Origin of the sequence: Tessaracoccus antarcticus (assembly GCF_003688855.1) — a bacterium.
Classification (GTDB): Bacteria; Actinomycetota; Actinomycetes; order Propionibacteriales; family Propionibacteriaceae; genus Arachnia; species Arachnia antarctica.
Genome location: NZ_REFW01000002.1, coordinates 160,245 through 182,827, shown reverse-complemented (window position 1 = coordinate 182,827; position 22,583 = coordinate 160,245). Strand labels below are relative to the sequence as shown.

Genomic DNA, 22,583 nt, shown 5'->3' with positions numbered 1-22,583 from the left:
CGTAGATACTGCCATGCCCTCCTCCACATCGTCGTCAGAGGGCCAGTACCTCGGAGAACACTGACGCCAACCGGTTCGTGTCGTGACGCGGGGAACCGCCCCGGACACCGATGTCGGCCACCACCAGCCGCGCCCCCAGGGATGCGGCGTAGCGCTCAAGGTGGATGTCGCTTCCCGCGAAACCGTCGTCGGCGATGACCACGTCGAGGCGGAGGTTTGGCGCGTGCTCGGCCAGTAGTTCTATGTGGCGGGAGGCCGTGAAGCCGTCGGTTTCGTCGGCGGGTGCGATGTTGAGGACCAGGACGCGCCGCGCGGATGTGGTGGTGATGGCCCGGGCAAGGTCAGGCACGAGGAGGTGTGGGATGACCGATGTGAACCAGGAACCGGGCCCGAGTACCACGGAGTCGGCGTCCATGACGGCCTCGATCACCTCGCGGCAGGCGGGGGGCCCCTGCGGGATGAGGCGGACGGCCTGCACCGTGCCGGCGCTGCTGGCGATGGTGGCCTGGCCCCTCAGGGTGCTCAACTCGTCCGGGGTGGTGGCGTCCAGGCCGAGGACGTCGGCCTCGATCTCCAGTGGGATGGACGACATGGGCAGCACCCGGCCACGGGTGCGCAGGAGGTCCGCCACCATGTCGAGGCCGGCCACCGGGTCGCCGAGTTGCTGCCAGAGGCCGGCGATGAGCAGGTTCCCGATGGCGTGACCGGCGAGTGTCCCCTCCCCCGTGAACCGGGACTGCAACACGCTCGCCCAGGTCCGACCCTCCTGATCGTCGCTGCACAGTGCCGCCAGCGCCATCCGCAGGTCGCCGGGTGGCAGGCAGCCGAGTTCTCGGCGCAGCCGACCCGACGAGCCGCCATCGTCGGCCACCGTCACGACGGCCGTCAGGTGGTCGGTGACGCGGCGCAGCGCCGTGAGGGACGCCGACAGACCATGCCCGCCACCGAAAGCCACCACTTTGGGCAGCCGTCCGAGCCCCTCCATGTCCATCATTCCTTGCCCATGTCGCGGTGGAGGATGGTGACGCCGTAGCCCCGTTCCCGCAGCTGGGGTGCGAGGGCTTCGCAGATGGCGGTGGAGCGGTGCTTGCCCCCGGTGCAGCCGACGGCGACCGTGACCTGCCGCTTCCCCTCCCGCATGTAGCCGGGCGCCATGGTTTCCAGCAGCGCCAGTGCATGCTTCTGGAAGGCTGGGGCGGCGGGCTGTTCCAGGACGTAGCGGGCCACGTCTGGCGAAAGACCGGTCTTGGGGCGCAGGGCTGGCACCCAGAACGGGTTCGGGAGGAACCTGACATCGAACACGATGTCGGCGTCGATGGGCAGCCCGTTCTTGAATCCAAAGGACATGAGCGCCACGCGCAGCGTGTCCGTCCGGTCGTCCCCGAAGTGATTGGCCACACGCTGCGTCAACTGTCGTGGGGTGAGCCCCGAGGTATTGACGACGATGTCCGCCCGGGCGCGCAGATCGGCCAGCAGCAGCCGCTCCCGCACCATCCCGTCGACGAGCCGTCCGTCGCCCTGCAGCGGCAGGGGACGGCGGTTGGATTCCTGGCGCTGGACGATGATGTCATCGCTGGCCTCCAGGAACATGACGGTGACCTCGACACCGGCGGCGCGCAGCTTCATGAGCGCCTCGGGGAGCTGTTCGAACTGTTCCCGGCTGCGGACGTCGAAACCGACGGCGACGCGCCGGGTGCCGGTGCGCGCCAGTTCATCGGAGAGGCCGGGCAACATCACGGGGGGCAGGTTGTCCACGACGTACCAGCCGAGGTCCTCCATGGCGTGCGCGGCGGTTCGACGGCCTGCGCCGGACATGCCGGTGACGATGACCAGCCGCTGCGTGGGTTCAGTGCTTGGCATGTCTCCCACCCTAGTGCGACGAACGGGGTGCGCAGTGGCCCTGCGCCGTGCGCCTCAGTCAGCGAGTGGTCGTTCGCCGATACCGCGGGCCACTAGCGCCTCGCCGCTGCGCTCCGCATACGCCACTGCCCCGAGGATGACGGGCGTCAGGAGGAGCGCCGGATTGCGTTCCAGGCCCCGCGCGCGGGCGGCCATGCGCGCGTCGTCCACGGTGCCCAACAAATACGGGATGGAGCGGATCATGAGCGCCACGGCCAGAGCAACCTGGTCCGCGTTGACCCCGAGCGGGCGCAGCGGACGCAGTACCCACACGAGTGCGTCCATGAGCTCGGGGGTGGGTGTGGTGAGTGTCAGCATGCGGGCCGCGAGCACGGCCACGAGCAGGTTGCCGGGCCGCACGAAGGCGGAGACCGGCGCCAGGGTGGCGAGATGGAACAGGGCCAGGGTCAACAGGATGCTCCACATCATCCATCCGAGGCGCAGTGCACGCCCCAAATGGATGCCGCTGGTCAGGAGGAATGTGAGGGTCGCCACGAGGCAGGCCAGCGTCACGGACCACTGCACAGCAGCCAGGGGCGGGACGACCATGGCCAGCATGAGCAGGTACTTGATGCCGACGGGCAACCGGAAGAGCCAGCCGTCGCCGGGTTCGTGGAAGCCCAGCACGTTGGCATGGGCATTCATGGGGTCATCGCCATGGAGCGCTCGTAGAAGCGGATGGCGGCGGCCGGGTCACCGTCGGCGACGATGCGGCCGCCATCCACGACGAGCACACGGGTGGCGTCGGAGGCCACGTCCATGTCGTGCGTGGAGAAGATGAGCTGTTGGGGCAGCCGGGCGAACGTGTCGCGCAGGGCGAGCCGGTTGCGGAGGTCGAGCAGTGTGGTGGGTTCGTCCGCCACGATGATCTTCGGCTCCACGGCCAGCACGCTGGTCAGCGCCACGAGTTGGCGCTCCCCGCCGGAGAGGTCGTGGATGCTCTGGTGGGCCAGCTTGCCGAGGCCACGTTCCTCCAGGAGCCGCAGTGCTTCGCGAGTGCGGTTCTCCCGCCCTTTGATCCGGCTGCGGAGACTGAGCTCGACGTCCTCGATGGGGGTGGACATGACGAGCTGCGCGAGGGGGTCCGTGAAGATGAACCCCACGTGGGTACGCACCTGCCGCCCCTGCGAGGCGGTGTCGAACCCGCCCGAGGTGACGGTCCCGGCGGTGGGGAGCCTCAGACCGTTGAGGAGCCGCAGCAGCGTCGACTTACCGGATCCGTTGGCGCCGATGATGCCGATGCGGTGCTCGGTGAGCGTCAGCGTGACGTCGGCAAGGAGCGTGCGGTCAGCGTCGCCGCGCCGGGATGCCGGCACGACGACGCTCACCCCGTCGAGATGGATCATCGACCCAGCAGGCGAGGGAACGCTTTGTGGACGGCGACAGCCAGGATGACTGCGACGACGGACTTGGCAAGATCAACCACCCAGAAAGGCGCGTCGATGGCCACCGCCTGCATCCAGGTGATCCCCAGAACGCGGGTGAGATGCGTGACGGCGATGGGCAGGATGATGAGGTAGCGGGCCAGCAGCAGGCCCCCCAGCAGGATGAACGGGGTGACCCTGCTGAGGCCGCGTCGCACCGCCCACCGGGCGACGAAACCGCTCAGGAGGGCGGCCAACGGGAAGGACAGCAGGTAGCCACCGGTCGGCCCCACGAGGATTGCCACACCGGAGGCGCCCCCGGAGAAGACTGGAAGCCCTGCGGCACCCACAGCGAGATACAGGGCCATGGCTGCGAATCCACGCCACGGTCCGAGGCAGAGGCCCGTGAGCGCTACTCCCAGCGTCTGCAGGGTGATGGGCACGGGCCCCAGAGGGATGGCCGGAGTCAGGGACAGCGCGGAGACCAGCGCAGCGAAGACGGCGATGCGCGCCAGGTCGCTGGGGGCCAGCGTCCTTCGTCGCGAAGGTGTGTCCACCAGTGTTGTCATGTCGTTCGGATCCCTTCCGGGGGCTCGGCTGAGTACTTCACGTACCATTCAACACCCGCACTTGAACAGTGTTCAAGTCTGGAGCCGTGCGGCGCCTCCGGGCTTGGAGTCCATGGGTCATGGGGTGATCGCTGGGACCGCTGCCCAGCCCGGCCCCGACCGAGCGCGCTCATGTCTCGGTGACCTCACCCGTGGTCAGGTTGATGGCCTCACCACCGGTGTCGGCAACCGCCAGGAACACCGCCTCGGCGAGCCGCGGACCGAAGCCGGGCACCTCGGCGATCTCCTCGAGCGTGGCGGCCCGCAGTTTGCGGAGGCTCCCGAAGTACGTGAGCAGAGCCTTACGGCGCAGTTCACCCAGCCCTGGGACAGCATCAAGCGTGGACGCCACCATGTTCTTGGCCCGCCTGGACCGGTGGTGCGTGATGGCGAACCGGTGGGCCTCGTCACGGAGGCGCTGGAGCAGGTACAGGCCCTCACTGGCGCGGGGCATGATGACGGGGTACTCAACACCCGGCACCCATACCTCCTCCAGCCGTTTCGCGAGACCGCAGAGTGCGATCTCGTCGGCGAGCCCCAGCTCCTCGAGCACTCTCTGCGCGGCATTGACCTGCGGCAGTCCCCCATCGACCACGATCAGTGCCGGGGCATAGGCAAATTTGCGAGGCACACCGGTGGTGGGGTCGACGAGCAGCGGGCCGTCGGCGTCCCCGTTCGCTCCCGTGTCCGGGCGGTCGTCGAGCAGCCGACGCAGCCGGCGGCGCAGCACCTCATCCATGGCGGCAATGTCGTTGGAGCCCTCAAAGGACTTGATGATGAAGCGCCGGTAGTCGGACTTCTTGGCCATACCGTCCTCGTACACCACCATGGAACCCACCACTTCGGTTCCCTGGGTGTGGGAGATGTCGTAACACTCGATCCTCAGCGGAGCGGTCGGCAGCTTGAGCGCCTCCGCCACCTCGTCGAGCGCGATGTTGCGGGTGGTGAGGTCGGATGCTCGTTGGGTCTGCCGCTGCGACAGCGCCATGGTGGCGTTCTTCACCACCGTGTCCAGCAGCATGCGCTTGTCCCCGCGCAGAGGTACACGGATGTCAACCTTCGCGCCCCGACGGGCCGCCAGCAGGTCCACGAGTGTGTGTTCGGCCTCCACCGAGGACAAAATCAGTGGCGGCACCTCGACCCCGTTCTCGGAGTACAGCTGTAGCAGGAAGGACTCGAGGAGTTCGGTGATGTCACGGTCATCGGTGCGGTCCGCCACCCAACCCCGCTCGCCCGTGATGCGTCCACCGTGGACGTGGAAGGCCTGGACCGCCACCTGCTGTCCGTCGTCTGCGAACCCCACGATGTCAGCGCGGATGTCCTCGGTGAGGACCACGGAGTTCTTCTCCTGTGCGCGACGCAGCGCCCCGAGCGAGTCACGAAGCACGGCCGCCTTCTCGAAATTCAGGTCCGCGGAGGCCTGCATCATGTCCCGCTCGATCTCACCGATGATGCCTGCGGTGTTGCCCGCCATGAACGAGCAGAAATCAGCGACGATGTGGCGGTGCTCCACCTCGCTCACCCGACCCACGCAGGGGGCCGAGCACTTACCGATGTCGCCCAGCAGGCAGGGGCGCCCGGCCGCGCGGGCATTGCGGAACACGCCTTGCGTGCAGGACCGCATGGGGAACACCCGCAGCAGCATGTCCAGCGTGTCCCGGATGGCCCACGCCTGCCCGAACGGGCCGAAGTACCTCGTGCCCTTCTTCTTCGCTCCCCGCCCGACGAAGACCCGCGGGTAGTCCTCGGACCAGGTGACGGCCAACCACGGGTAGGACTTGTCGTCGCGGTACTTGACGTTGAACCGGGGGTCGAATTCCTGGATCCAGGTGTATTCGAGCTGCAGGGCCTCCAGTTCGTTGCCCACCACCGTCCACTCCACGCGGGAGGCAGTGCGAACCATCGTCTGGGTGCGGAAGTGCAGCGAGGCGGGGTCCGCGAAGTAGGAGTTGAGGCGCGAACGCAGGTTCTTGGCCTTGCCCACGTAGATGACGTTGCCGAAAGCGTCGAAGAAGCGGTAGACGCCGGGATCGGTGGGGATGGATCCGGGACGGGGTCGGTACGTGGACGGGTCAGCCATGATCATCGATGATAGGTCGCCGCCACGACAGTTTCCGTGCGCACCGGCGACGCGCGCCTATGCTTGGGCCCCATGAGCACGAGACGCGAACTGCTGGCATCAGGCGCAGCCATCGCCGCGGCCATGCTGGTGGGATGCAGCAATGGGAGCAACCCCGAGGACCTGGTGGCCGTGACGGTGGCCAAGAGCGACATCCCCGTGGGCGGTGGCGTGGTGCGGGCCGAGTCCGGCGTCGTCATCACCCAACCCGAGGCGGGGACGTTCCTCGGGTTCACCTCCGTGTGCACACACCAGCAGTGCGACGTGCGTGAAGTGCGCGAGGACGGCATCTACTGCGCCTGCCACGGGTCGCTGTTCTCCATCACCGACGGGTCCCCCACGGCCGGGCCGGCGAGTGCGCCGCTGGGCTTCGTAGTCCTCGTCGACAACGGCGACTCGCTCACCCACACCCCCTGAGACACGTGGGCGGGCGTCCGTCCTCAGGACGCGACGCGGCTGAGGATCTCCCGCCCCCCGTGCAGCATGGGTGCCAGGTACTCGCCGGTGGCGGAGTCCTGTGCGTCGGCGATGTCCTCCGGGGTGCCGATCGCCACCACTTCCCCGCCGTGGGAGCCGCCCCCGGGGCCCATGTCAATGACCCAGTCTGCGCTCTTGATGACATCCAGGTTGTGTTCGATGACCACCACGGTGTTGCCGGTGTCCACCAGCTTCTGCAGGACGCCCAGTAGTTTCCGCACGTCCTCGAAATGCAGGCCTGTGGTGGGCTCGTCGAGCACGTACAAGGTCCGGCCCGTGGAACGCTTCTGTAGCTCGGCGGCCAGCTTCACGCGCTGGGCCTCGCCACCGGACAGGGTGGTGGCGGGCTGCCCCAGCCGGACGTAGCCCAGCCCCACCTCCACCAGCGTCGTGAGGTGGCGGGCGATGGAGGAGATGGCGGCGAAGAACTCCGCACCCTCCGAGATGGACATGCTCAGCACCTCGGAGATGGACTTGCCCTTGTAGTGCACCTCGAGCGTCTCACGGTTGTAGCGGGCGCCGTGGCACACCTCGCACGGCACGTAGACGTCCGGCAGGAAGTTCATCTCGATCTTGATGGTGCCGTCGCCCGCGCAGTTCTCGCAGCGGCCGCCCTTGACGTTGAAGGAGAAGCGGCCCGGCATGTAGCCGCGAACCTTGGCCTCCGGTGTCTGGGAGAACAGGGTGCGGATCTTGTCGAACACACCCGTGTAGGTGGCGGGGTTCGAGCGTGGGGTGCGGCCGATGGGTGACTGGTCCACCTGGATGACCTTGTCCAGGTTGTCCAGCCCCTTCAGCGATCGGTGGCGACCGGGCACGGCCTTGGCGCCGTAGATCTGCTTCGCCGCGGCGGTGTAGAGGATGGAGTTGACGAGCGACGACTTGCCGGAGCCACTGACACCCGTGACCGCCACGAACTTGCCCAGGGGGAAGTCCACGGTGACATTGCGCAGGTTGTTCTCCGTGGCGCCGACGACACGCACGGCCAGGCCGTTACCCGCTCGGCGGACCGACGGCACGGGGATGGACAGCCGTCCTGAGAGGTACTCACCCGTGAGGGAGTCCTCAGCGGCCAGCAGGTCCTCCACGCTGCCGGAGACCACAACCTTGCCGCCGTACTCCCCCGCTCCGGGACCGATGTCGACCACCCAGTCGGCAGCGCGGATGGTGTCCTCGTCGTGTTCGACGACGATGAGGGTGTTGCCGAGATCGCGAAGACGGATCAGTGTCTGGATGAGGCGCATGTTGTCGCGCTGGTGCAGGCCGATGCTGGGCTCGTCGAGGACGTAGAGCACCCCCACGAGCCCGGAGCCGATCTGGGTGGCCAGGCGGATCCGCTGCGCCTCGCCTCCCGAAAGAGACCCGGCCGCGCGTGCAAGCGTCAGGTAGTCCAGACCCACGTCGAGCAGGAACCGGAGCCGCTCCCTGATCTCCTTCACAACACGCTCCGCGATCTGAGCGTCACGGGACGAGAGTTCCAGTCCGTTCAGGAACTCCGACGCGTCCGCTATGGAGAGCCCCGCGATGTCGGCGATGTTGCGGCCGGCGACGGTGACCGCGAGGGTGGCCGGCCGCAGGCGTGAGCCTCCGCAGGCCGAGCAGTCGATCTCACGCATGTACCCGCCCCACCGGTCGCGTGCGGAGTCGGTCTCCGCCTCCCCGTGGCGGCGGCGGACGAACGGGAGGATGCCCTCGTACTTCTGGGTGTAGGAGCGCACCCGACCGAAGCGGTTGCGATAGCTCACCAGCACGGGGTCCGACACCCCCTCGAGGAGCAGCTTGCGGTGCCGGGGGGTCAACCCCTCCCAGGGCACGTCAATGCTGAATCCGTGCTCCTCCGCCAAGGACCCCAGGACATGGTCGTAGTGGCCACGCAGGTGCGGTGTGGCCCATGGGGCGATGGCGCCATCAGCCAGGCTGAGGGATTCGTCGGGAATGACCAGCTCGGGGTCCACCTCAAGCGTGGTGCCAAGACCCGAACAGACAGCGCACGCACCCCAGGGTCCGTTGAAGGAGAACTGGCGCGGCTCCAGTTCGTCGATGCTGATGTCGTGTTCGTTGGGGCAGCCGAGCTTCTCCGAAAAGCGCTTCTCCCGCTCCGGGTCCTTCTCGTCGAGATCGACGAACTCCACACCCACCACACCGTGGGCAAGGATCAGCGCCGCCTCCACGGACTCGGTGATGCGCTGTTTCGCGGATTCTCGCACCACGACACGGTCGACGATCACGTCAACGTCATGCTTGCGCTTCTTGTCGAGTTCCGGCACCTCCGTGAGTTGGTACACACCACCGTCGACCCGGACTCGGCTGTAACCGTCGGTCACGAGTTGGCGGAACAGTTCGACAAACTCACCCTTGCGGCCCTTGACGAGCGGCGCGAGGATCTGGAAACGGGTGCCCTCCTCCAGCCCCATGAGCCGGTCGACGATCTGCTGCGGGGTCTGCTTGCCGATGGCGGCGCCACACACCTCGCAGTGAGGGATTCCGATCCGGGCGAACAACAGCCGCAGGTAGTCGTAGACCTCGGTGATGGTGCCCACCGTGGAGCGCGGGTTGCGGCTCGTGGACTTCTGGTCAATGGAGACCGCCGGTGACAGACCCTCGATGAAGTCGCAGTCGGGTTTCTCCATCTGCCCCAGAAACTGGCGGGCATACGCTGACAGGGACTCCACGTAGCGCCGCTGGCCCTCCGCGAAGATCGTGTCGAAGGCCAACGACGACTTGCCGGACCCGCTCAGTCCCGTGAAAACGATCATGGCGTCGCGGGGCAGGTCCAGCGAGACATTCCTCAGGTTGTTGACCCGGGCCCCGCGCACTCTCAAGTGTTCATCCACTCGGGCAACTCTACGCAACAGGTACGACAAAGCTTGTTCCGGCGGGTGAGGCCGAGGGCGAACACCCTGATGCCCCCACAATATTTGGATCCGTGGACACCGTCGCAGGATTTGGTAGGTTGTCCGTCATGTCGAGCCGCCCCGCAGTACCCGGCGCCGCCTTCGACGTGATCCTCGAGGCGGTGCGGGAGCACACCCACGTCCTTCTCGGCGCCACCATCGGGTTCTCCGACGAGCAGTGGGCGCAGCCGACCGGGTTGCCCGGGTGGACGCGAAGCCACGTTGCCTCCCACCTCGTCGAGAATGCCCGCGGGCTCGTGCGCGTCTGCCGGGGCCTTGCCGAAGGCCGTCCCGCCCGCATGTACCCCTCCCACGCTGACAAGATGCGCTCGATAGAACGCGGTGCGCTCGCCGGTGGCCTGCGTCTCCAGATCAACCTCGACACCACGGCCAGCGAATTGCAGACCCAACTGCCGATGCTCCATGGGAACAGCACCCCCGTGGAGTTGCGGGCCGGCGATCCCATGCCCGCCGACCAGATCCCACTGGCACGCCTCTTCGAAGTGGTGGTGCACTCCGTCGACCTCGACGTCGCGGGGCACGAGGTGCATCTGCACACGGATATCGCGCTGGACCTGCTGGCGTTTGAATCCGAACGGCTCGGCCGCCGGCCGGACCTGCCGGGGATGCTGCTGCTGCCCGACGAGGGCCCACAGATTCGTCTGGGTGCCGAAGGTGACTTCAGCACCATCGGCGGACCTGCGGACGAGCTGGTGCTGTGGCTGGCACGGGGCATCGTCTCCCCACGGTTGCGTGGCGCCTGGGACCGCACCTCCGTCGTCTGAGGCCACCCGCCCACACAGTGTGTTCGCTCGGTGTTTTGGCGAGTGATTCATGCGGCCACTAGGCTCCCGACCAACCCCAACGGTCACCAACCCAGCCATGAAGTGGAGCCTGCGCATGAGCCAGCCACCCGAGTCCCCCGGAAGCGGTCCCCAGTGGGACCCACAGAACCCCGGCGCCACCCCGCCGCAGCAGCCCGCAGCCGCTGGCCCCGACGGCCAGCCCTGGAACGGCCCCACCGGACCCGACGGCCAGCCCTGGAACGGCCCCACCGGACCCGACGGCCAGCCCTGGAACGGCCCCACCGGACCCGACGGCCAGCCCTGGAACGGCCCCACCGGACCCGACGGCCAGCCCTGGAACGGCCCCACCGGACCCGACGGCCAGCCCATGGGTTTTGCACCACCGCCCGAGGCACCCAGGAGCAACCCCTTCGGGATCAAGAAGCTTTTGAGCGCCCTACTGGTGGTCGCAGTCCTCGCCGTCGGCGCGTACTTCATCTGGGGTGACCAGCAGAAGCAGGCTGCCTTGACGGTGGGCAACTGCCTGGTGTGGGCCGGCGACAACCAGGAGGACCTCGACGTCAAGACCGTCGACTGCACGGATGACAGCCTGTACTCCGAGTACGTGGGCGAGGTCGTGGACGGCAGCGCAGCGTGCACGGACCCCGGCGCATCTCCGTACACGTTGACGACGGAGAACTCCGGCAAGACGAACACGAAGAAGACGGGCTGCGTCATCCCCCAGCTCTTCGAGGGCAAGTGCTACAACATCACCGACGAGGTGCAGGAGATTGCGCCCTGCGATGGCGCATCGCTCCGCGTCACCAAGGTGATCGAGGAGTCGGAGGCAACGTGCGCCGCCGATGAGTCGCCCGTCAGCTACATGCTGCCGGCGCGCACCTACTGCGTCGCCTTCCAGGAGTAGACGGATCAGACACCCACATGGCTGCATGAGCGCCCCACCACGCAACGTGGTGGGGCGCTTCGGCTGTCAGCGGAACTGTCGGCGGACGAGATTAGGCTGTTGACATGAGACCCATCGATGAACTGCGCCGACAGGTGGCCCCCCTGAAGGTGCAGGCCGAGTTCGAACCCTCCGGTGACCAGCCCAAGGCCATCGACGAACTCGAGCGGCGCATCAACGCCGGCGAGCAGCACGTGGTGCTGCTGGGCGCCACGGGAACGGGCAAGACGGCCACCGTCGCCTGGCTCGCGGAGCGCGTGCAGCGGCCCATGCTGGTGATGCAGCCCAACAAGACGTTGGCGGCACAGTTCGCCAACGAGTTGCGGTCCTTCTTCCCGGACAACGCCGTCGAATACTTCGTGTCGTACTACGACTACTACCAGCCAGAGGCCTACGTTCCGCAGACGGACACCTACATCGAGAAGGACTCGTCCCTCAACGAGGAGGTCGAACGGCTCCGCCACTCGGCCACCAGTTCATTGCTGACGCGTCGCGACTGCATCGTGGTGGCCTCCGTGTCCGCCATCTACGGCCTCGGAACACCGGAGGAGTACCTCAAACAACGCGTCACACTACGCGTCGGCGAACAGTTCGACCGGAACTCGCTGCTCCGCCACCTCGTCAACATCCAGTACGCACGCAACGACCTCGCCGGCACACGAGGCACCTTCCGTGTCAGGGGCGACACCCTGGAGATCTTTCCCATGTACGAGGAGAACGCGATTCGCGTCGAGTTCTTCGGCGACGAGATCGAGCGGATCTCCACCATGCAGTCCCTCACGGGCACGGTGCTGCACGACGAGCAGGAGATCTACGTCTTCCCTGCCACCCACTACTCGGCGGGCTCAGAGCGGATGGAGAGGGCCATCACCAGCATCGAGGCCGAACTCGTGGTGCGGCTGCAGGAACTCGAGGCCCAGGGCAAGCTCCTGGAGGCCCAACGGCTCAGGATGCGCACCAGCTACGACATCGAGATGATGCGCCAGATCGGTACCTGCTCCGGCATTGAGAACTACTCGTCGCACGTGGATGGCCGCGCACCCGGCACGGCGCCGTCGTGCCTGCTGGACTACTTCCCGGAGGACTTCCTGCTGGTGGTGGATGAGTCCCACGTGACCATCCCCCAGATCGGGGGGATGTTCGAGGGCGACGCCTCCCGCAAGCGCACCCTCGTGGAGCACGGGTTTCGCCTCCCGAGCGCCATGGACAACCGGCCTCTGAAGTTCGACGAGTTCGTGGACCGCATCGGTCAGACCATCTATCTGTCCGCCACACCCGGCCCCTACGAGCTGGACCGCTCGGACGGTTACGTGGAGCAGATCATCCGCCCCACCGGACTTGTGGACCCCGAAGTGGTGCTGAAGCCCACGAAGGGCCAGATCGACGACCTGATGGGCGAGATCAAGCTGCGGGTGGAACGCAACGAGCGGGTCCTGGTCACCACCCTCACGAAGAAGATGTCCGAGGACCTCACGGACTACCTCATGGACAACGGCATCAAGACCCGGTATCTGCACTCCGACATCGACACCCTGCGGCGCATCGAGCTGCTCCGGGAGCTGCGGATGGGTGAGTACGACGTCCTCGTGGGCATCAACCTGCTGCGGGAGGGCCTGGACCTGCCCGAGGTGTCACTCGTGGCCATCCTGGATGCGGACAAGGAGGGGTTCCTGCGCTCGGAGCGTTCCCTGATCCAGACCATCGGCCGCGCGGCGCGCAACGTGGCCGGTGAGGTGCACATGTATGCCGACAGGATCACCCGGTCCATGGAGGCGGCCATCGACGAGACCAACCGGCGGCGCGCCAAGCAGGTGGCCTACAACAAGGAACGCGGCGTCGACCCCCAGCCGCTGCGCAAGAAGATTGCCGACATCACGGAGATGCTGAACCGTGAGGACGCCGACACCGAGGAGTTGCTCGCGAAGGGCAAGATGACCCGCACGTCGAAGCGCAGCGGCGGACTGGACGCCTCCACCATGGCCACGGGCGAGCTGGGCGATCTCATCGAGAACCTGACGAGCCAGATGCACCAAGCCGCCGCAGCGCTCCAGTTCGAGGTGGCAGCCGCCCACCGCGACGAGATTTCGGACCTGAAGAAGGAACTGCGGCAGATGATTGAGGCCAACAAATAGGGCAGCCCACCTCGCGGCGCATCCGTTGCGCTACGCGTCTTCGTTCCAGCCGGATTCACGAGCCCGTTCGGCGGTCAGTCCCCGCTGACAGCCTTTCGCAGGTTCGCGAGCGCACCGTCCCAGAGGTCTCCCACGAGGCGTCTTGTCCTCTCCGGGGCTCCAGCGTTGTCCACCACCCAGTCGGCAGCGGCCAGGCGTTCCTGCCTCGACACCTGTGAGTTCAGGCGGTCGTGTGCCTGCTGTCGCGTGAGACCGTTGCGCCGCATCAACCGCTCCACCTGCGTCTCCTCGGGAACATCCACCACGATGACCCCGTCGAAGCTGTTCTGCTGTCCCGTCTCCACCAGCAACGGGATGACGTGCACCACCACCGCGCCTGCGGGGCTTGCCTCCTCCAGCCGAGTAGCCTCTGCCCTGACTCGCGGATGGACGATGGCGTTCAGGTCTGCCCGGGCGCGATCGTCGCGGAACACGACATCGCCCAGCCGGGCCCGGTCGAGCGACCCGTCGGGCTGGAGCACCTCGCTCCCGAAGCGGAGGACAATCTCCGCCAGGCCCGTGGTTCCGGGCTGGACCACCTGTCGCGCCAACACGTCGGCGTCGATGACGATGGCGCCGAGTCCTGCGAGCTCATCGGCCACCAACGTCTTTCCCGACGCGATGCCGCCCGTCACCCCGATGCGAACCATGCTGGCACCCTAGCGGGCGGTGAGGGCCTCCGATGATGCCGCCATGCGACGATGGCCCGCTGTACCGCTACGATTTTGAGTCGTTCACACGGAGCCATTCGGCCCCACAACCCAAGAAGGGCACAACCATCATGGCTCGTATTCTCTGGATCGTTCTCGTCGTACTGCTGGTGCTGTGGCTCGTCGGCTTCCTCACGCACGTCGCCGGCAGCCTCATCCACATCCTCCTCGTCGTGGCCCTGGTCGTGCTGGTCATCAACCTCATCACGGGTCGCAAGACCCTCTGACCCGCCGATCCGCGCGCATGGGCTCCGGCCCGCTGCACCCCGCGTGCATGACTGCATGACACAAGGAGGCCCGCCCCTGTCCGGGGCGGGCCTCCTTGTCTGCTACTGGCAGCCGATCAACTGGTGATCAGTTGCCGCCGGTGAGCTTGTCGCGGAGCGCCTGCAGCGCCTCGTCGGAGGCCAGCGAACCTTCGCCGGTGTCCTCCTGCGTGGAAGCCGACGAGAAGCCGGTGCTGGCCTGCACGGCAGCCTCGCGCTCGGAGTTCTCCGCATCGGAGACCTGCTTCTTGTGGGCTTCCCAGCGGGTCTGGGCCTCGGCGTACTGCCGCTCCCATGCACCCTGCTGCTCCTCGTAGCCGGGCTTCCACTCCTGGGTCTCCGAATCGAAGCCCTCGGGGTAGATGTAGTTGCCCTGGTCGTCGTAGCTGTCGGCCATCCCGTACAGGGACGCGTCGAACTCTTCGGCGTTGATGTCGAAGCCCTCGTTCGCCTGCTTCAGCGACAGTGAGACGCGACGGCGCTCGAGGTCGATGTCGATGACCTTGACCATGACCTCGTCACCCACGGAGACAACCTGCTCCGGGATTTCGACGTGGCGCTCGGCGAGCTCGGACACGTGGACCAGGCCCTCAATGCCGTCGCCCACGCGGACGAATGCACCGAACGGCACCAGCTTGGTGACCTTGCCGGGCACGATCTGACCGATCTGGTGCAGACGTGCGAACGTCTGCCACGGGTCTTCCTGCGTGGCCTTCAGCGACAGGGAGACGCGCTCGCGGTCCATGTCCACCTCGAGCACCTCGACGGTGACCGGGGTGCCGACCTCCACAACCTCGTTGGGGTGGTCGATGTGCTTCCAGGACAGCTCCGAGACGTGCACGAGGCCGTCGACGCCACCCAGGTCCACGAAGGCACCGAAGTTGACGATCGAGGACACGACACCCTTGCGGATCTGGCCCTTCTGCAGCTGCGTGAGGAACGTCTGGCGGACCTCGGACTGCGTCTGCTCGAGCCAGGCACGGCGGGACAGGACCACGTTGTTGCGGTTCTTGTCGAGCTCGATGATCTTGGCTTCGAGTTCCATGCCGACGTAGGGCTGCAGGTCGCGGACACGACGCATTTCCACGAGCGATGCGGGGAGGAATCCACGCAGGCCGATGTCGACGATGAGGCCGCCCTTGACGACCTCGATGACGGTGCCGGAGACGACGCCGTCCTCTTCCTTGATCTTCTCGATCGTGCCCCAGGCGCGCTCGTACTGAGCCCGCTTCTTGGACAGGATGAGGCGACCCTCCTTGTCCTCCTTCTGCTGGACAAGAGCCTCGATCTCATCGCCGACGCTGACCACGTCGAACGGGTCGACGTCGTGCTTGATGGAGAGTTCCTTGGAAGGAATGACGCCTTCGGTCTTGTAACCGATGTCGAGCAGGACTTCGTCCCGATCGACCTTGACGACGATGCCGGAGACGATGTCGCCGTCGTTGAAGTACTTGATGGTGGCGTCCACGGCAGCCATGAAGGCTTCTGGTGTGCCAAAGTCGTCGACTGCGATAGTCGATGCCTCAGAGGAGGAGGTCATGTAGTAGGGCTCCGAAAAGGGGTGTGTCAGGCGCTTCGCAGCCTTGTCGTCGGGGAGCCAGTAACTTCGAGTAGGACCGTTCAACGCGTCCACCCCACTACGTCCGGGGATGGACAGGCCACAATGCCGTTTCACTCTAGCCGGGTGCGCCCTCGCCGGTCAAACAAGCCGCGCGGATCAACCCGTCATCCCTATGGATCGACCCGTTACCCTTGTGGTGTGACCAACCTCCCCGTGATCGGTGATCGCCGTCGTCTCATCGTCCTCATTGCTGCAGTGGTGGTCATCGTGGGGCTGCTCAGCTGGTTCCTGCTGAGCCCACCCGCGACGACTCTGGCCGAACCGGCTCCCGTCTCCACGAGGGCCGCACCGTCGACGGTCGCACCCCCGTCGCCATCACCGTCACCCTCACCCTCCGCGTCCCCCACCGTGGTTGCGAGCATTGTTGCGAGCACTTCCGCACCGCCACCGCCACCGCCGTCCCCGTCGCCCTCCCCCACGGGCTTGTGCGAGCCCCCCAGCGCGGAGGGATTCGTGCCCGTCCGCTACGAGATCGAGCGGTTCGGCTCCGACGAGAAGGTGGTGTCGCTGGGCCTCGACAAGGAGGGCTCCATCGCAGCGCCCCCTCTGGATGAACCCCGCATCGCCTCCTGGTGGAACCAGGGCCCCCGTGCAGGTTCGGAAGCAGGCAAGGTGGTCCTTTCCATCCACACGTACCGCCGGGGCGGCGCCATGGGGAACACATTGTTCGACGGGGGGAAGAGCGCACTGCAGCCGGGTGACCGCATCATCCTGCGCGGCGCTGCTGGCGAGGTGGCGTGCTACGACTTCGTGGAGGCCAAGAAGGTGGCGGTGGTGGACTACGACCCCGCCTCCAACGACATGGTCGACTACGACGGCAAGCCGCTGCTGACCATCATCGTCTGCTGGGATTACGTCAAGGGCTCCAAGGCATGGGACTCGCGCGTGTTCTTCTACTCCAAGCAGGTTGTGGGCGACTGAACAAGGGCTGGTGAGGTGCGGGGGCCCCTCGGATGCTTCGTCTCCTGAGTGCCGCCCGCGAGGAACGAGCCGGCGGTGTATCGACGGGCCAGAGACGTGCAGGAGGCCCTTCGACACGCCCTCCTTCGTCGCGGGGCTACTCAGGGAACGATGGGGGCATCTGCGCGATCAGTGGGCCGCGGTGAACCAGGAGTTGCCGACGCCCACGGACACCTCCAATGGCACGTCCAGGTCCATGGCGGCGCCCATGTGGCGACGCACCAACTCGGCCACTGCATCCTGCTCGCCGGGGGCCACCTCGATGACAAGCTCGTCATGCACCTGCAGCAGCATGCGACTGACGAAACCGCCCTCCTCCAGGGCGCGTCCCACGTTGATCATGGCAATCTTGATCACGTCTGCGGCCGACCCCTGGATGGGCGAGTTGAGGGCTGCGCGCTCCGCCATCTCACGGCGCTGCCTGTTGCTGGACGTGAGGTCCGGCAGGTAGCGGCGGCGGCCCAGCATCGTGGAGGTGTAGCCGGAGCGACGAGCCTCGGACACCACGTCGGCGAGGTAGGCCTGCACGCCACCGACACGCGAGAAGTAGTCCTCCATGAGCACCTTGGCCTCGCCGACGGAGATCTTCAGCTGATTGGACAGGCCGAAGGCGCTCAAACCGTAGGCCAGCCCGTAGTTCATGGCCTTGATTCGGGCACGCATCTCCTGCGTGACCCCCGTGGGCTCCACGGAGAACACTTTGGATGCCATCTCGTTGTGGAAGTCCCTCCCCGAGCGGAACGCCTCGATGAGCCCTGCGTCACCGCTGGCATGCGCCATGAGGCGCATCTCGATCTGGGAGTAGTCGGCACTCATGAGCGTTTCGAACCCCGGGCCAGGGATGAAGGCGCTGCGGATCTGACGCCCGAGCGAGGTCCGGATGGGGATGTTCTGCAGGTTCGGGTCGGTGGAGGACAACCGGCCCGTCGCCGCGATGGTCTGCACATAGGTGGTGTGGATGCGTCCGTCCGGCTGGATGGCTGAAAGCAGTCCATCCACGGTCTGTCGAAGCCGGATGGAGTCCCGGTGCTGGAGGAGGTGCCCCAGGAAGGGATGCTCCGTCTTGGCGAACAGCCCCTCCAACGCCTCCGCGTCGGTGGTGTAGCCGGACTTGGTGCGCCGCGTCTTCGGCATGTCCAACTCGTCGAACAGCACGCTCTGCAACTGCTTGGGCGACCCCAGGTTCACCTCGTGGCCCAGCACCTCCCAGGCGGCGTCCTGGGCCGCCGTGACGGCGCCGTCGAAGTCCTTGCGCAGGGTCTCGAGACGTTCGACGTCGACGGCGACACCCACCTTCTCCATCTCGGCGAGGGTGCGCTGCAGGGGCAGCTCCACCTCCCGGAGCAGATCGTCGGCGTCGCGCTCCACCAGTTCGACCCGCAGCGCCTCCCCCAGGTCGAACACTGCACGCGCGTGCAGCATGGCGATGTTGGCGGACTCGTCCTCGTCGCTGGGGAAGTCCAGCGCGAGCTGTGGGGAGTCATCGGTGGCGGCTTCGGCTGCCAGTTCACGCTTCAGGTGCCGCAGGACCAGGTCGCCCAAGTCGTAGGTGCGCTGGTCGGGGCGCAGGAGGTAGGCGGCCAGCAGCGTGTCCAGTTCGATACCGCGCACGTCCCAGCCACGCGCCCAGCAAGCGAGCGTCGGGCCCTTGGCCTCATGCACCACCTTGCGGGGCGTCTCGTCCGCAAGCCAGTCCGCAAGGGCGGAATCGTCGGCCGGCGACAGCTCCGTCACGTCGATCCAGGCACCCGCACCGTCAGCGGCAGCCAGCCCCATACCCCGGATGTCGCCGGCGCCGGAGCCCCACTCGCCCACGAAGTGGACACCGGTGGAATCCTGCCCATGCTCCGACAACCACGCCTGCACCTCACCGGGAGCCAGCGCGCTCCCCTCCACGGTGAAGGCACCCGTGGCAGTCTCGGGGGCCTCGGGCGACAGCTCCAGCAGTCGCTCCCGCAGCACCCGGAACTCCAGAGCATCGAACAGCTCATGCACCCGCTCACGATCCCACTCCTGCCGCAGGGTGGCGGGGATGGCCAGCGGTAGTTCCAGGTCGCGAACGAGGGCGTTGAGACGGCGGTTGCGCACGACGGAATCCAGGTGCGCGCGCAGCGACTCGCCGGCCTTCCCCTTGATCTGCTCGGCCCGGGCCACGATGTTGTCGAGGCCGTCGTACTCCGTGATCCACTTCGCCGCAGTCTTGGGTCCCACACCCGGCACGCCGGGGAGGTTGTCGCTCGTCTCCCCCACCAGCGCCGCGATCTCGGGGTAGCGTCCCGGTGGCACCAGGTACTTCTCCTCCACCGCCTCCGGTGTCATCCGTGCGAGGTCGGACATGCCCTTGCGGGGGTACAGGATTGTCACGTCGTGTGTCACCAGCTGGAACGCATCCCGGTCGCCGGTGACCACGAGAACGTGGAACCCGTCCGCGACCGCCTGGGTGGTCAGTGTGGCGATGACGTCGTCGGCCTCAAAACCGGCAAGTTCAACATGGGGGACGTTGAGGGCGTCGAGCACTTCCTTGATGAGGGTGACCTGGCCCTTGAACTCATCAGGGGACGCGGAACGGTTCGCCTTGTACTCGGGGTAGCTGTCGGTCCGGAAGGAGTGTCGTGACACGTCGAAGGCCACCGCCACGTGTGTGGGGTTCTCGTCGCGGAGCACGTTGATGAACATCGAGGTGAAACCGAACACGGCATTGGTGTGCTGGCCCGTGGAGGTGGAGAAGTTGTCGACGGGCAGCGCGAAGAACGCCCGGTACGCCACGGAGTGACCGTCAATGAGCAGCAAACGCGGTTTGGAATTCACCCCACCGAGGATAGCGGCCGCCGGGGACGGGTGATTTCGGTGTGGCACAGTGACACCATGAGTACCCCTTTGCCCGACTGGCTGCAGGACCTCGAGTTCCCGCTCGACTCGAAGATGGGTTTCGTGATGCACGAGCTGACGGCGGAGAGGGTGGTGGGCAGCATTCCGGTGGAGGGCAACACCCAGCCCTTCGGTATCCTGCACGGCGGCGCCTCGGCGGTGCTGCTGGAGTCGCTGGCCTCGATGGGTGCCGTCGCGCACGGTCGGCCGCAGGGCAAGGTGGCGGTGGGCGTCGACCTCAACATCACACACATCCGCTCGGCCACCCGGGGCAGGGTGACGGGCGTGGCAACGGCGCTGCATCTTGGCCGTCGCACCGCAATCTATGAGGTGGAGATCACCGACGACGAGGGCCGTCGCACGGCCATCGGCCGCCTCACATGTCAGATGATCGACCGCCCGGGGGAACCGGAACACTCGTGACGGCAGCCGTGGGCACGGGGGCGGAGCCCCCGCGCGTGCATTACTTCTTGCGGTGACTGATGACGCCCTCGGCGACTTCGCGCATTGATTTGCGCAGGTCCATGGCGGTCTTCTGGATCCACCGGAACGCCTCGGGCTCGCTGAGCCCCAGTCCCTCCTGCAGAATGCCCTTGGCCTGGTCGATGATCTTGCGGGACTCGAACCGGTCCTCCAGGGAGGCGAGTTCTTCCTCAATGGCCTTGATCTCGGCGAAACGGCCTATGGCGATCTCGATGGCGGGGATGACGTCGGAGGCATCGAACGGCTTGACCACGTAGGCCATGGCGCCAGCGTCGCGCGCCCGCTCCACCAGGTCGCGCTGGCTGAAGGCGGTCAGCATGACGATGGGCGCGATGCGCTCCTCCGCGATGGCCTCAGCCGCGGTGATGCCGTCCATCTTCGGCATCTTGACGTCCATGATGACGAGGTCAGGCTGCAGTTCACGGGCCAGTTTGATGGCCTCTTCACCATCAGCCGCCTGACCGATGACCTCGAAACCCTCGTCGGTGAGGAGTTCCACGAGGTCCAGCCGGATGAGAGCCTCATCCTCGGCGACCAGGACCCGCGTCGGTCGTGAGTTGTCGGGCATTCTTGCTCCCTCATCAATGGGGTGTGAACGCTGCGTCTGCGCAGCGTGTGGAATACTACCGTGACCGCTCACGCGGAAGCCAAGCGGACGCATACTTGGAGCCACCGACTGCACGGCCTCGGCCTGGCTCGGGCCTCCGAGGAGCGCCAATGGTGTGAGCTGTGGCACAATGTTGGACGCCCAGCCCGGGTGGCGGAATGGTATACGCGGACGGCTCAAACCCGTCTGGCCGAAAGGCCGTAGGGGTTCGACTCCCCTTCCGGGTACTCACCACACGAAGTGGTGTCCCAGAGTCATCGTGCAAGAAGGGGAGCCCGCCTGCGCGGGCTCCCCTTCTTCTGTGTCTCAGCCGTACGACCGAGGACCGGCTCAGATGCTCTCGCCGGATTCCTTGATCTTGTGGACGCGAAGGTTGTTGGTCTTGCCGGGCACACCCATGGGGGAACCTGACAGGATGACGATCCGCTCGCCCACCTCGATGAGCTGACGTTCCCGCAGGAACGCGTCAACGGCGGCAACCATCTCGTCCTGGTTGTTGAAGTCCGGAGTGATGTAGGTCTCGACGCCCCACGAGAGGGTCATGGCCTGACGGGTGCTGTGCTCCGGGGAGAAGACCAGCAGCGGGATGGAGGACCGCAGGCGGGACAGGCGGCGTGCCGTGTCACCGGACTTGGTGAACGCGACGAGGTAGCGCGCGCCCACACGGTCAGCAACCTCGGCCGCAGCCTTGGCCAGGACGCCACCGGTGGTGTGCGGGTCCCAGTCGATGATGTTGATCTCATCGTGGCCCATCTGCTCGGTGTTCTCGGCGATCCGGGCCATGGTGGCCACCGTCTCCACCGGGAAGTCACCGACGGAGGTCTCGCCCGAGAGCATGACAGCGTCGGCGCCATCGAGGATGGCGTTGGCCACATCGTTGACCTCGGCGCGCGTCGGGCGCGGGGCGGTGGTCATCGACTCGAGCATCTGTGTTGCCACGATGACGGGCTTGGCCCACTTGCGGGCGGCACGGACGATCTGCTTCTGGACCAGCGGCACCTCTTCGAGCGGCAGCTCCACACCAAGGTCACCACGGGCCACCATGAAGGCGTCGAACGCGTCGATGATGGCCTGCAGGTTCGTGATGGCCTGCGGCTTCTCCAGCTTGGCGATCACCGGAAGACGGTGACCCACTTCGTCCATGATCTCGTGGACGCGCTTGATGTCGTCGGCGGAGCGCACGAACGACAGGGCGATGAGGTCAATGTCCTGGCCGAGGGCCCACCGCAGGTCGGCTTCGTCCTTCTCGCTGAGGGCGGGGACGGATACGGCAACACCGGGAAGGTTGATGCCCTTGTTGTTGGACACGGGTCCGGGGACGGTCGTCACACACACAACGTCAGTGGCGGTGACCTCGATGGCCCTCAGGCCGACCTTGCCGTCGTCGATGAGGATGTCGTCGCCGATGTTGACGTCGCCCGGGAGGCCCTTGAAGGTGGTGGAGCAACGGGTGCCGTCGCCCTCAATGTCGTCAATGGTGATGGTGAAGCGGTCACCGACGTTGAGTTGGTGCTTCTTGTCACCAGCGAACCGACCCAGACGGATCTTGGGGCCCTGGAGGTCAGCGAGCACGCCCACGGTCTTACCCGTGATCTCGGCGGCTTCGCGGACGGCCCTGAGGCGTTCACCGTGTTCGGTGTAGTCGCCGTGGCTCATGTTGAGTCGGGCAACGTTCATACCGGCGTTGATCAGCTCGACCAGACGCTCAGTCGTGTTGGAGGAGGGACCGAGGGTACATACAATTTTAGCTCTGCGCACGGGGACACTGTACTGGACATGCCCCGTGA

General features: G+C 66.5%; 19 protein-coding genes and 1 tRNA gene. 8 read left to right on the top strand and 12 right to left on the bottom strand.

The window, feature by feature from the left end:
* Positions 1–34: 34 nt before the first annotated feature.
* The 6 genes from EAX62_RS08140 to uvrC form a co-directional block, all read right to left on the bottom strand.
* Entirely contained in the window at positions 35–985 is a 951-nt protein-coding gene (locus EAX62_RS08140; RefSeq protein WP_121901753.1) for a gluconeogenesis factor YvcK family protein, read from the bottom strand.
* Positions 986–990: 5 nt separating this feature from the next.
* Positions 991–1,860 (bottom strand): RNase adapter RapZ, encoded by an 870-nt coding sequence (rapZ, locus tag EAX62_RS08135; protein WP_121901194.1) that lies wholly within the window; start codon positions 1,858–1,860, stop codon positions 991–993.
* 54 nt (positions 1,861–1,914) lie between these two features.
* On the bottom strand, positions 1,915–2,544 hold the full coding sequence (locus tag EAX62_RS08130; RefSeq protein ID WP_121901193.1) for an energy-coupling factor transporter transmembrane component T family protein: 630 nt from the start codon (positions 2,542–2,544) through the stop codon (positions 1,915–1,917).
* Entirely contained in the window at positions 2,541–3,245 is a 705-nt protein-coding gene (locus EAX62_RS08125; RefSeq protein ID WP_121901192.1) for an energy-coupling factor ABC transporter ATP-binding protein, read from the bottom strand. Before EAX62_RS08125 ends, EAX62_RS08130 begins: the two co-directional genes overlap by 4 nt.
* Positions 3,242–3,832, bottom strand: coding sequence for a biotin transporter BioY (locus EAX62_RS08120; RefSeq protein ID WP_121901191.1), 591 nt, complete (start codon positions 3,830–3,832; stop codon positions 3,242–3,244). Before EAX62_RS08120 ends, EAX62_RS08125 begins: the two co-directional genes overlap by 4 nt.
* Before the next feature lie 169 nt (positions 3,833–4,001).
* Complete coding sequence (uvrC, locus tag EAX62_RS08115; RefSeq protein ID WP_121901190.1) at positions 4,002–5,951, bottom strand: excinuclease ABC subunit UvrC; 1,950 nt, start codon at positions 5,949–5,951, stop codon at positions 4,002–4,004.
* 72 nt (positions 5,952–6,023) lie between these two features.
* Here uvrC and EAX62_RS08110 point away from each other — a divergent pair, with 72 nt between their 5' ends.
* On the top strand, positions 6,024–6,407 hold the full coding sequence (locus EAX62_RS08110; protein ID WP_121901189.1) for a Rieske (2Fe-2S) protein: 384 nt from the start codon (positions 6,024–6,026) through the stop codon (positions 6,405–6,407).
* A gap of 23 nt (positions 6,408–6,430) precedes the next feature.
* On the opposite strand, the gene uvrA is transcribed toward EAX62_RS08110, so the two are convergent.
* Positions 6,431–9,301 (bottom strand): excinuclease ABC subunit UvrA, encoded by a 2,871-nt coding sequence (uvrA, locus tag EAX62_RS08105; protein ID WP_121901188.1) that lies wholly within the window; start codon positions 9,299–9,301, stop codon positions 6,431–6,433.
* Positions 9,302–9,429: 128 nt separating this feature from the next.
* Here uvrA and EAX62_RS08100 point away from each other — a divergent pair, with 128 nt between their 5' ends.
* From EAX62_RS08100 to uvrB, 3 genes are all read left to right on the top strand, one after another.
* Positions 9,430–10,146, top strand: a complete 717-nt coding sequence (locus EAX62_RS08100) for a maleylpyruvate isomerase family mycothiol-dependent enzyme (protein ID WP_121901187.1) — start codon at positions 9,430–9,432, stop codon at positions 10,144–10,146.
* A gap of 115 nt (positions 10,147–10,261) precedes the next feature.
* Entirely contained in the window at positions 10,262–11,071 is an 810-nt protein-coding gene (locus EAX62_RS17320; RefSeq protein ID WP_199711207.1) for a hypothetical protein, read from the top strand.
* A gap of 104 nt (positions 11,072–11,175) precedes the next feature.
* A complete protein-coding gene (uvrB, locus tag EAX62_RS08090; RefSeq protein ID WP_121901186.1) occupies positions 11,176–13,242 on the top strand; it encodes an excinuclease ABC subunit UvrB in 2,067 nt (688 codons plus the stop codon).
* 74 nt (positions 13,243–13,316) lie between these two features.
* Here the strand turns inward: uvrB and coaE are convergent, their stop codons facing one another.
* On the bottom strand, positions 13,317–13,931 hold the full coding sequence (gene coaE / locus EAX62_RS08085; RefSeq protein WP_121901185.1) for a dephospho-CoA kinase: 615 nt from the start codon (positions 13,929–13,931) through the stop codon (positions 13,317–13,319).
* A gap of 131 nt (positions 13,932–14,062) precedes the next feature.
* On the opposite strand from coaE, the gene EAX62_RS08080 reads away from it, so the two are divergent.
* Complete coding sequence (locus EAX62_RS08080) at positions 14,063–14,218, top strand: lmo0937 family membrane protein (RefSeq protein ID WP_121901752.1); 156 nt, start codon at positions 14,063–14,065, stop codon at positions 14,216–14,218.
* 127 nt (positions 14,219–14,345) lie between these two features.
* Here the strand turns inward: EAX62_RS08080 and rpsA are convergent, their stop codons facing one another.
* Positions 14,346–15,797 (bottom strand): 30S ribosomal protein S1, encoded by a 1,452-nt coding sequence (gene rpsA, locus EAX62_RS08075; RefSeq protein WP_121901751.1) that lies wholly within the window; start codon positions 15,795–15,797, stop codon positions 14,346–14,348.
* Between the two features lie 219 nt (positions 15,798–16,016).
* On the opposite strand from rpsA, the gene EAX62_RS08070 reads away from it, so the two are divergent.
* Positions 16,017–16,799, top strand: a complete 783-nt coding sequence (locus tag EAX62_RS08070; RefSeq protein WP_121901184.1) for a class F sortase — start codon at positions 16,017–16,019, stop codon at positions 16,797–16,799.
* Positions 16,800–16,967: 168 nt separating this feature from the next.
* Here the strand turns inward: EAX62_RS08070 and polA are convergent, their stop codons facing one another.
* Entirely contained in the window at positions 16,968–19,646 is a 2,679-nt protein-coding gene (polA, locus tag EAX62_RS08065) for a DNA polymerase I (RefSeq protein WP_121901183.1), read from the bottom strand.
* Between the two features lie 57 nt (positions 19,647–19,703).
* Between polA and EAX62_RS08060 the strand changes: the two genes are divergently transcribed.
* Positions 19,704–20,129, top strand: a complete 426-nt coding sequence (locus EAX62_RS08060; RefSeq protein WP_121901750.1) for a PaaI family thioesterase — start codon at positions 19,704–19,706, stop codon at positions 20,127–20,129.
* Between the two features lie 40 nt (positions 20,130–20,169).
* On the opposite strand, the gene EAX62_RS08055 is transcribed toward EAX62_RS08060, so the two are convergent.
* Positions 20,170–20,757: an ANTAR domain-containing response regulator gene (locus EAX62_RS08055; RefSeq protein ID WP_121901182.1), complete on the bottom strand. Its 588-nt coding sequence runs from the start codon at positions 20,755–20,757 to the stop codon at positions 20,170–20,172.
* 183 nt (positions 20,758–20,940) lie between these two features.
* Between EAX62_RS08055 and EAX62_RS08050 the strand changes: the two genes are divergently transcribed.
* A tRNA-Leu gene (locus EAX62_RS08050) sits at positions 20,941–21,023 on the top strand.
* Positions 21,024–21,126: 103 nt separating this feature from the next.
* Here the strand turns inward: EAX62_RS08050 and pyk are convergent.
* Positions 21,127–22,554, bottom strand: coding sequence for a pyruvate kinase (gene pyk, locus EAX62_RS08045; protein WP_121901749.1), 1,428 nt, complete (start codon positions 22,552–22,554; stop codon positions 21,127–21,129).
* Positions 22,555–22,583 lie beyond the last annotated feature (29 nt).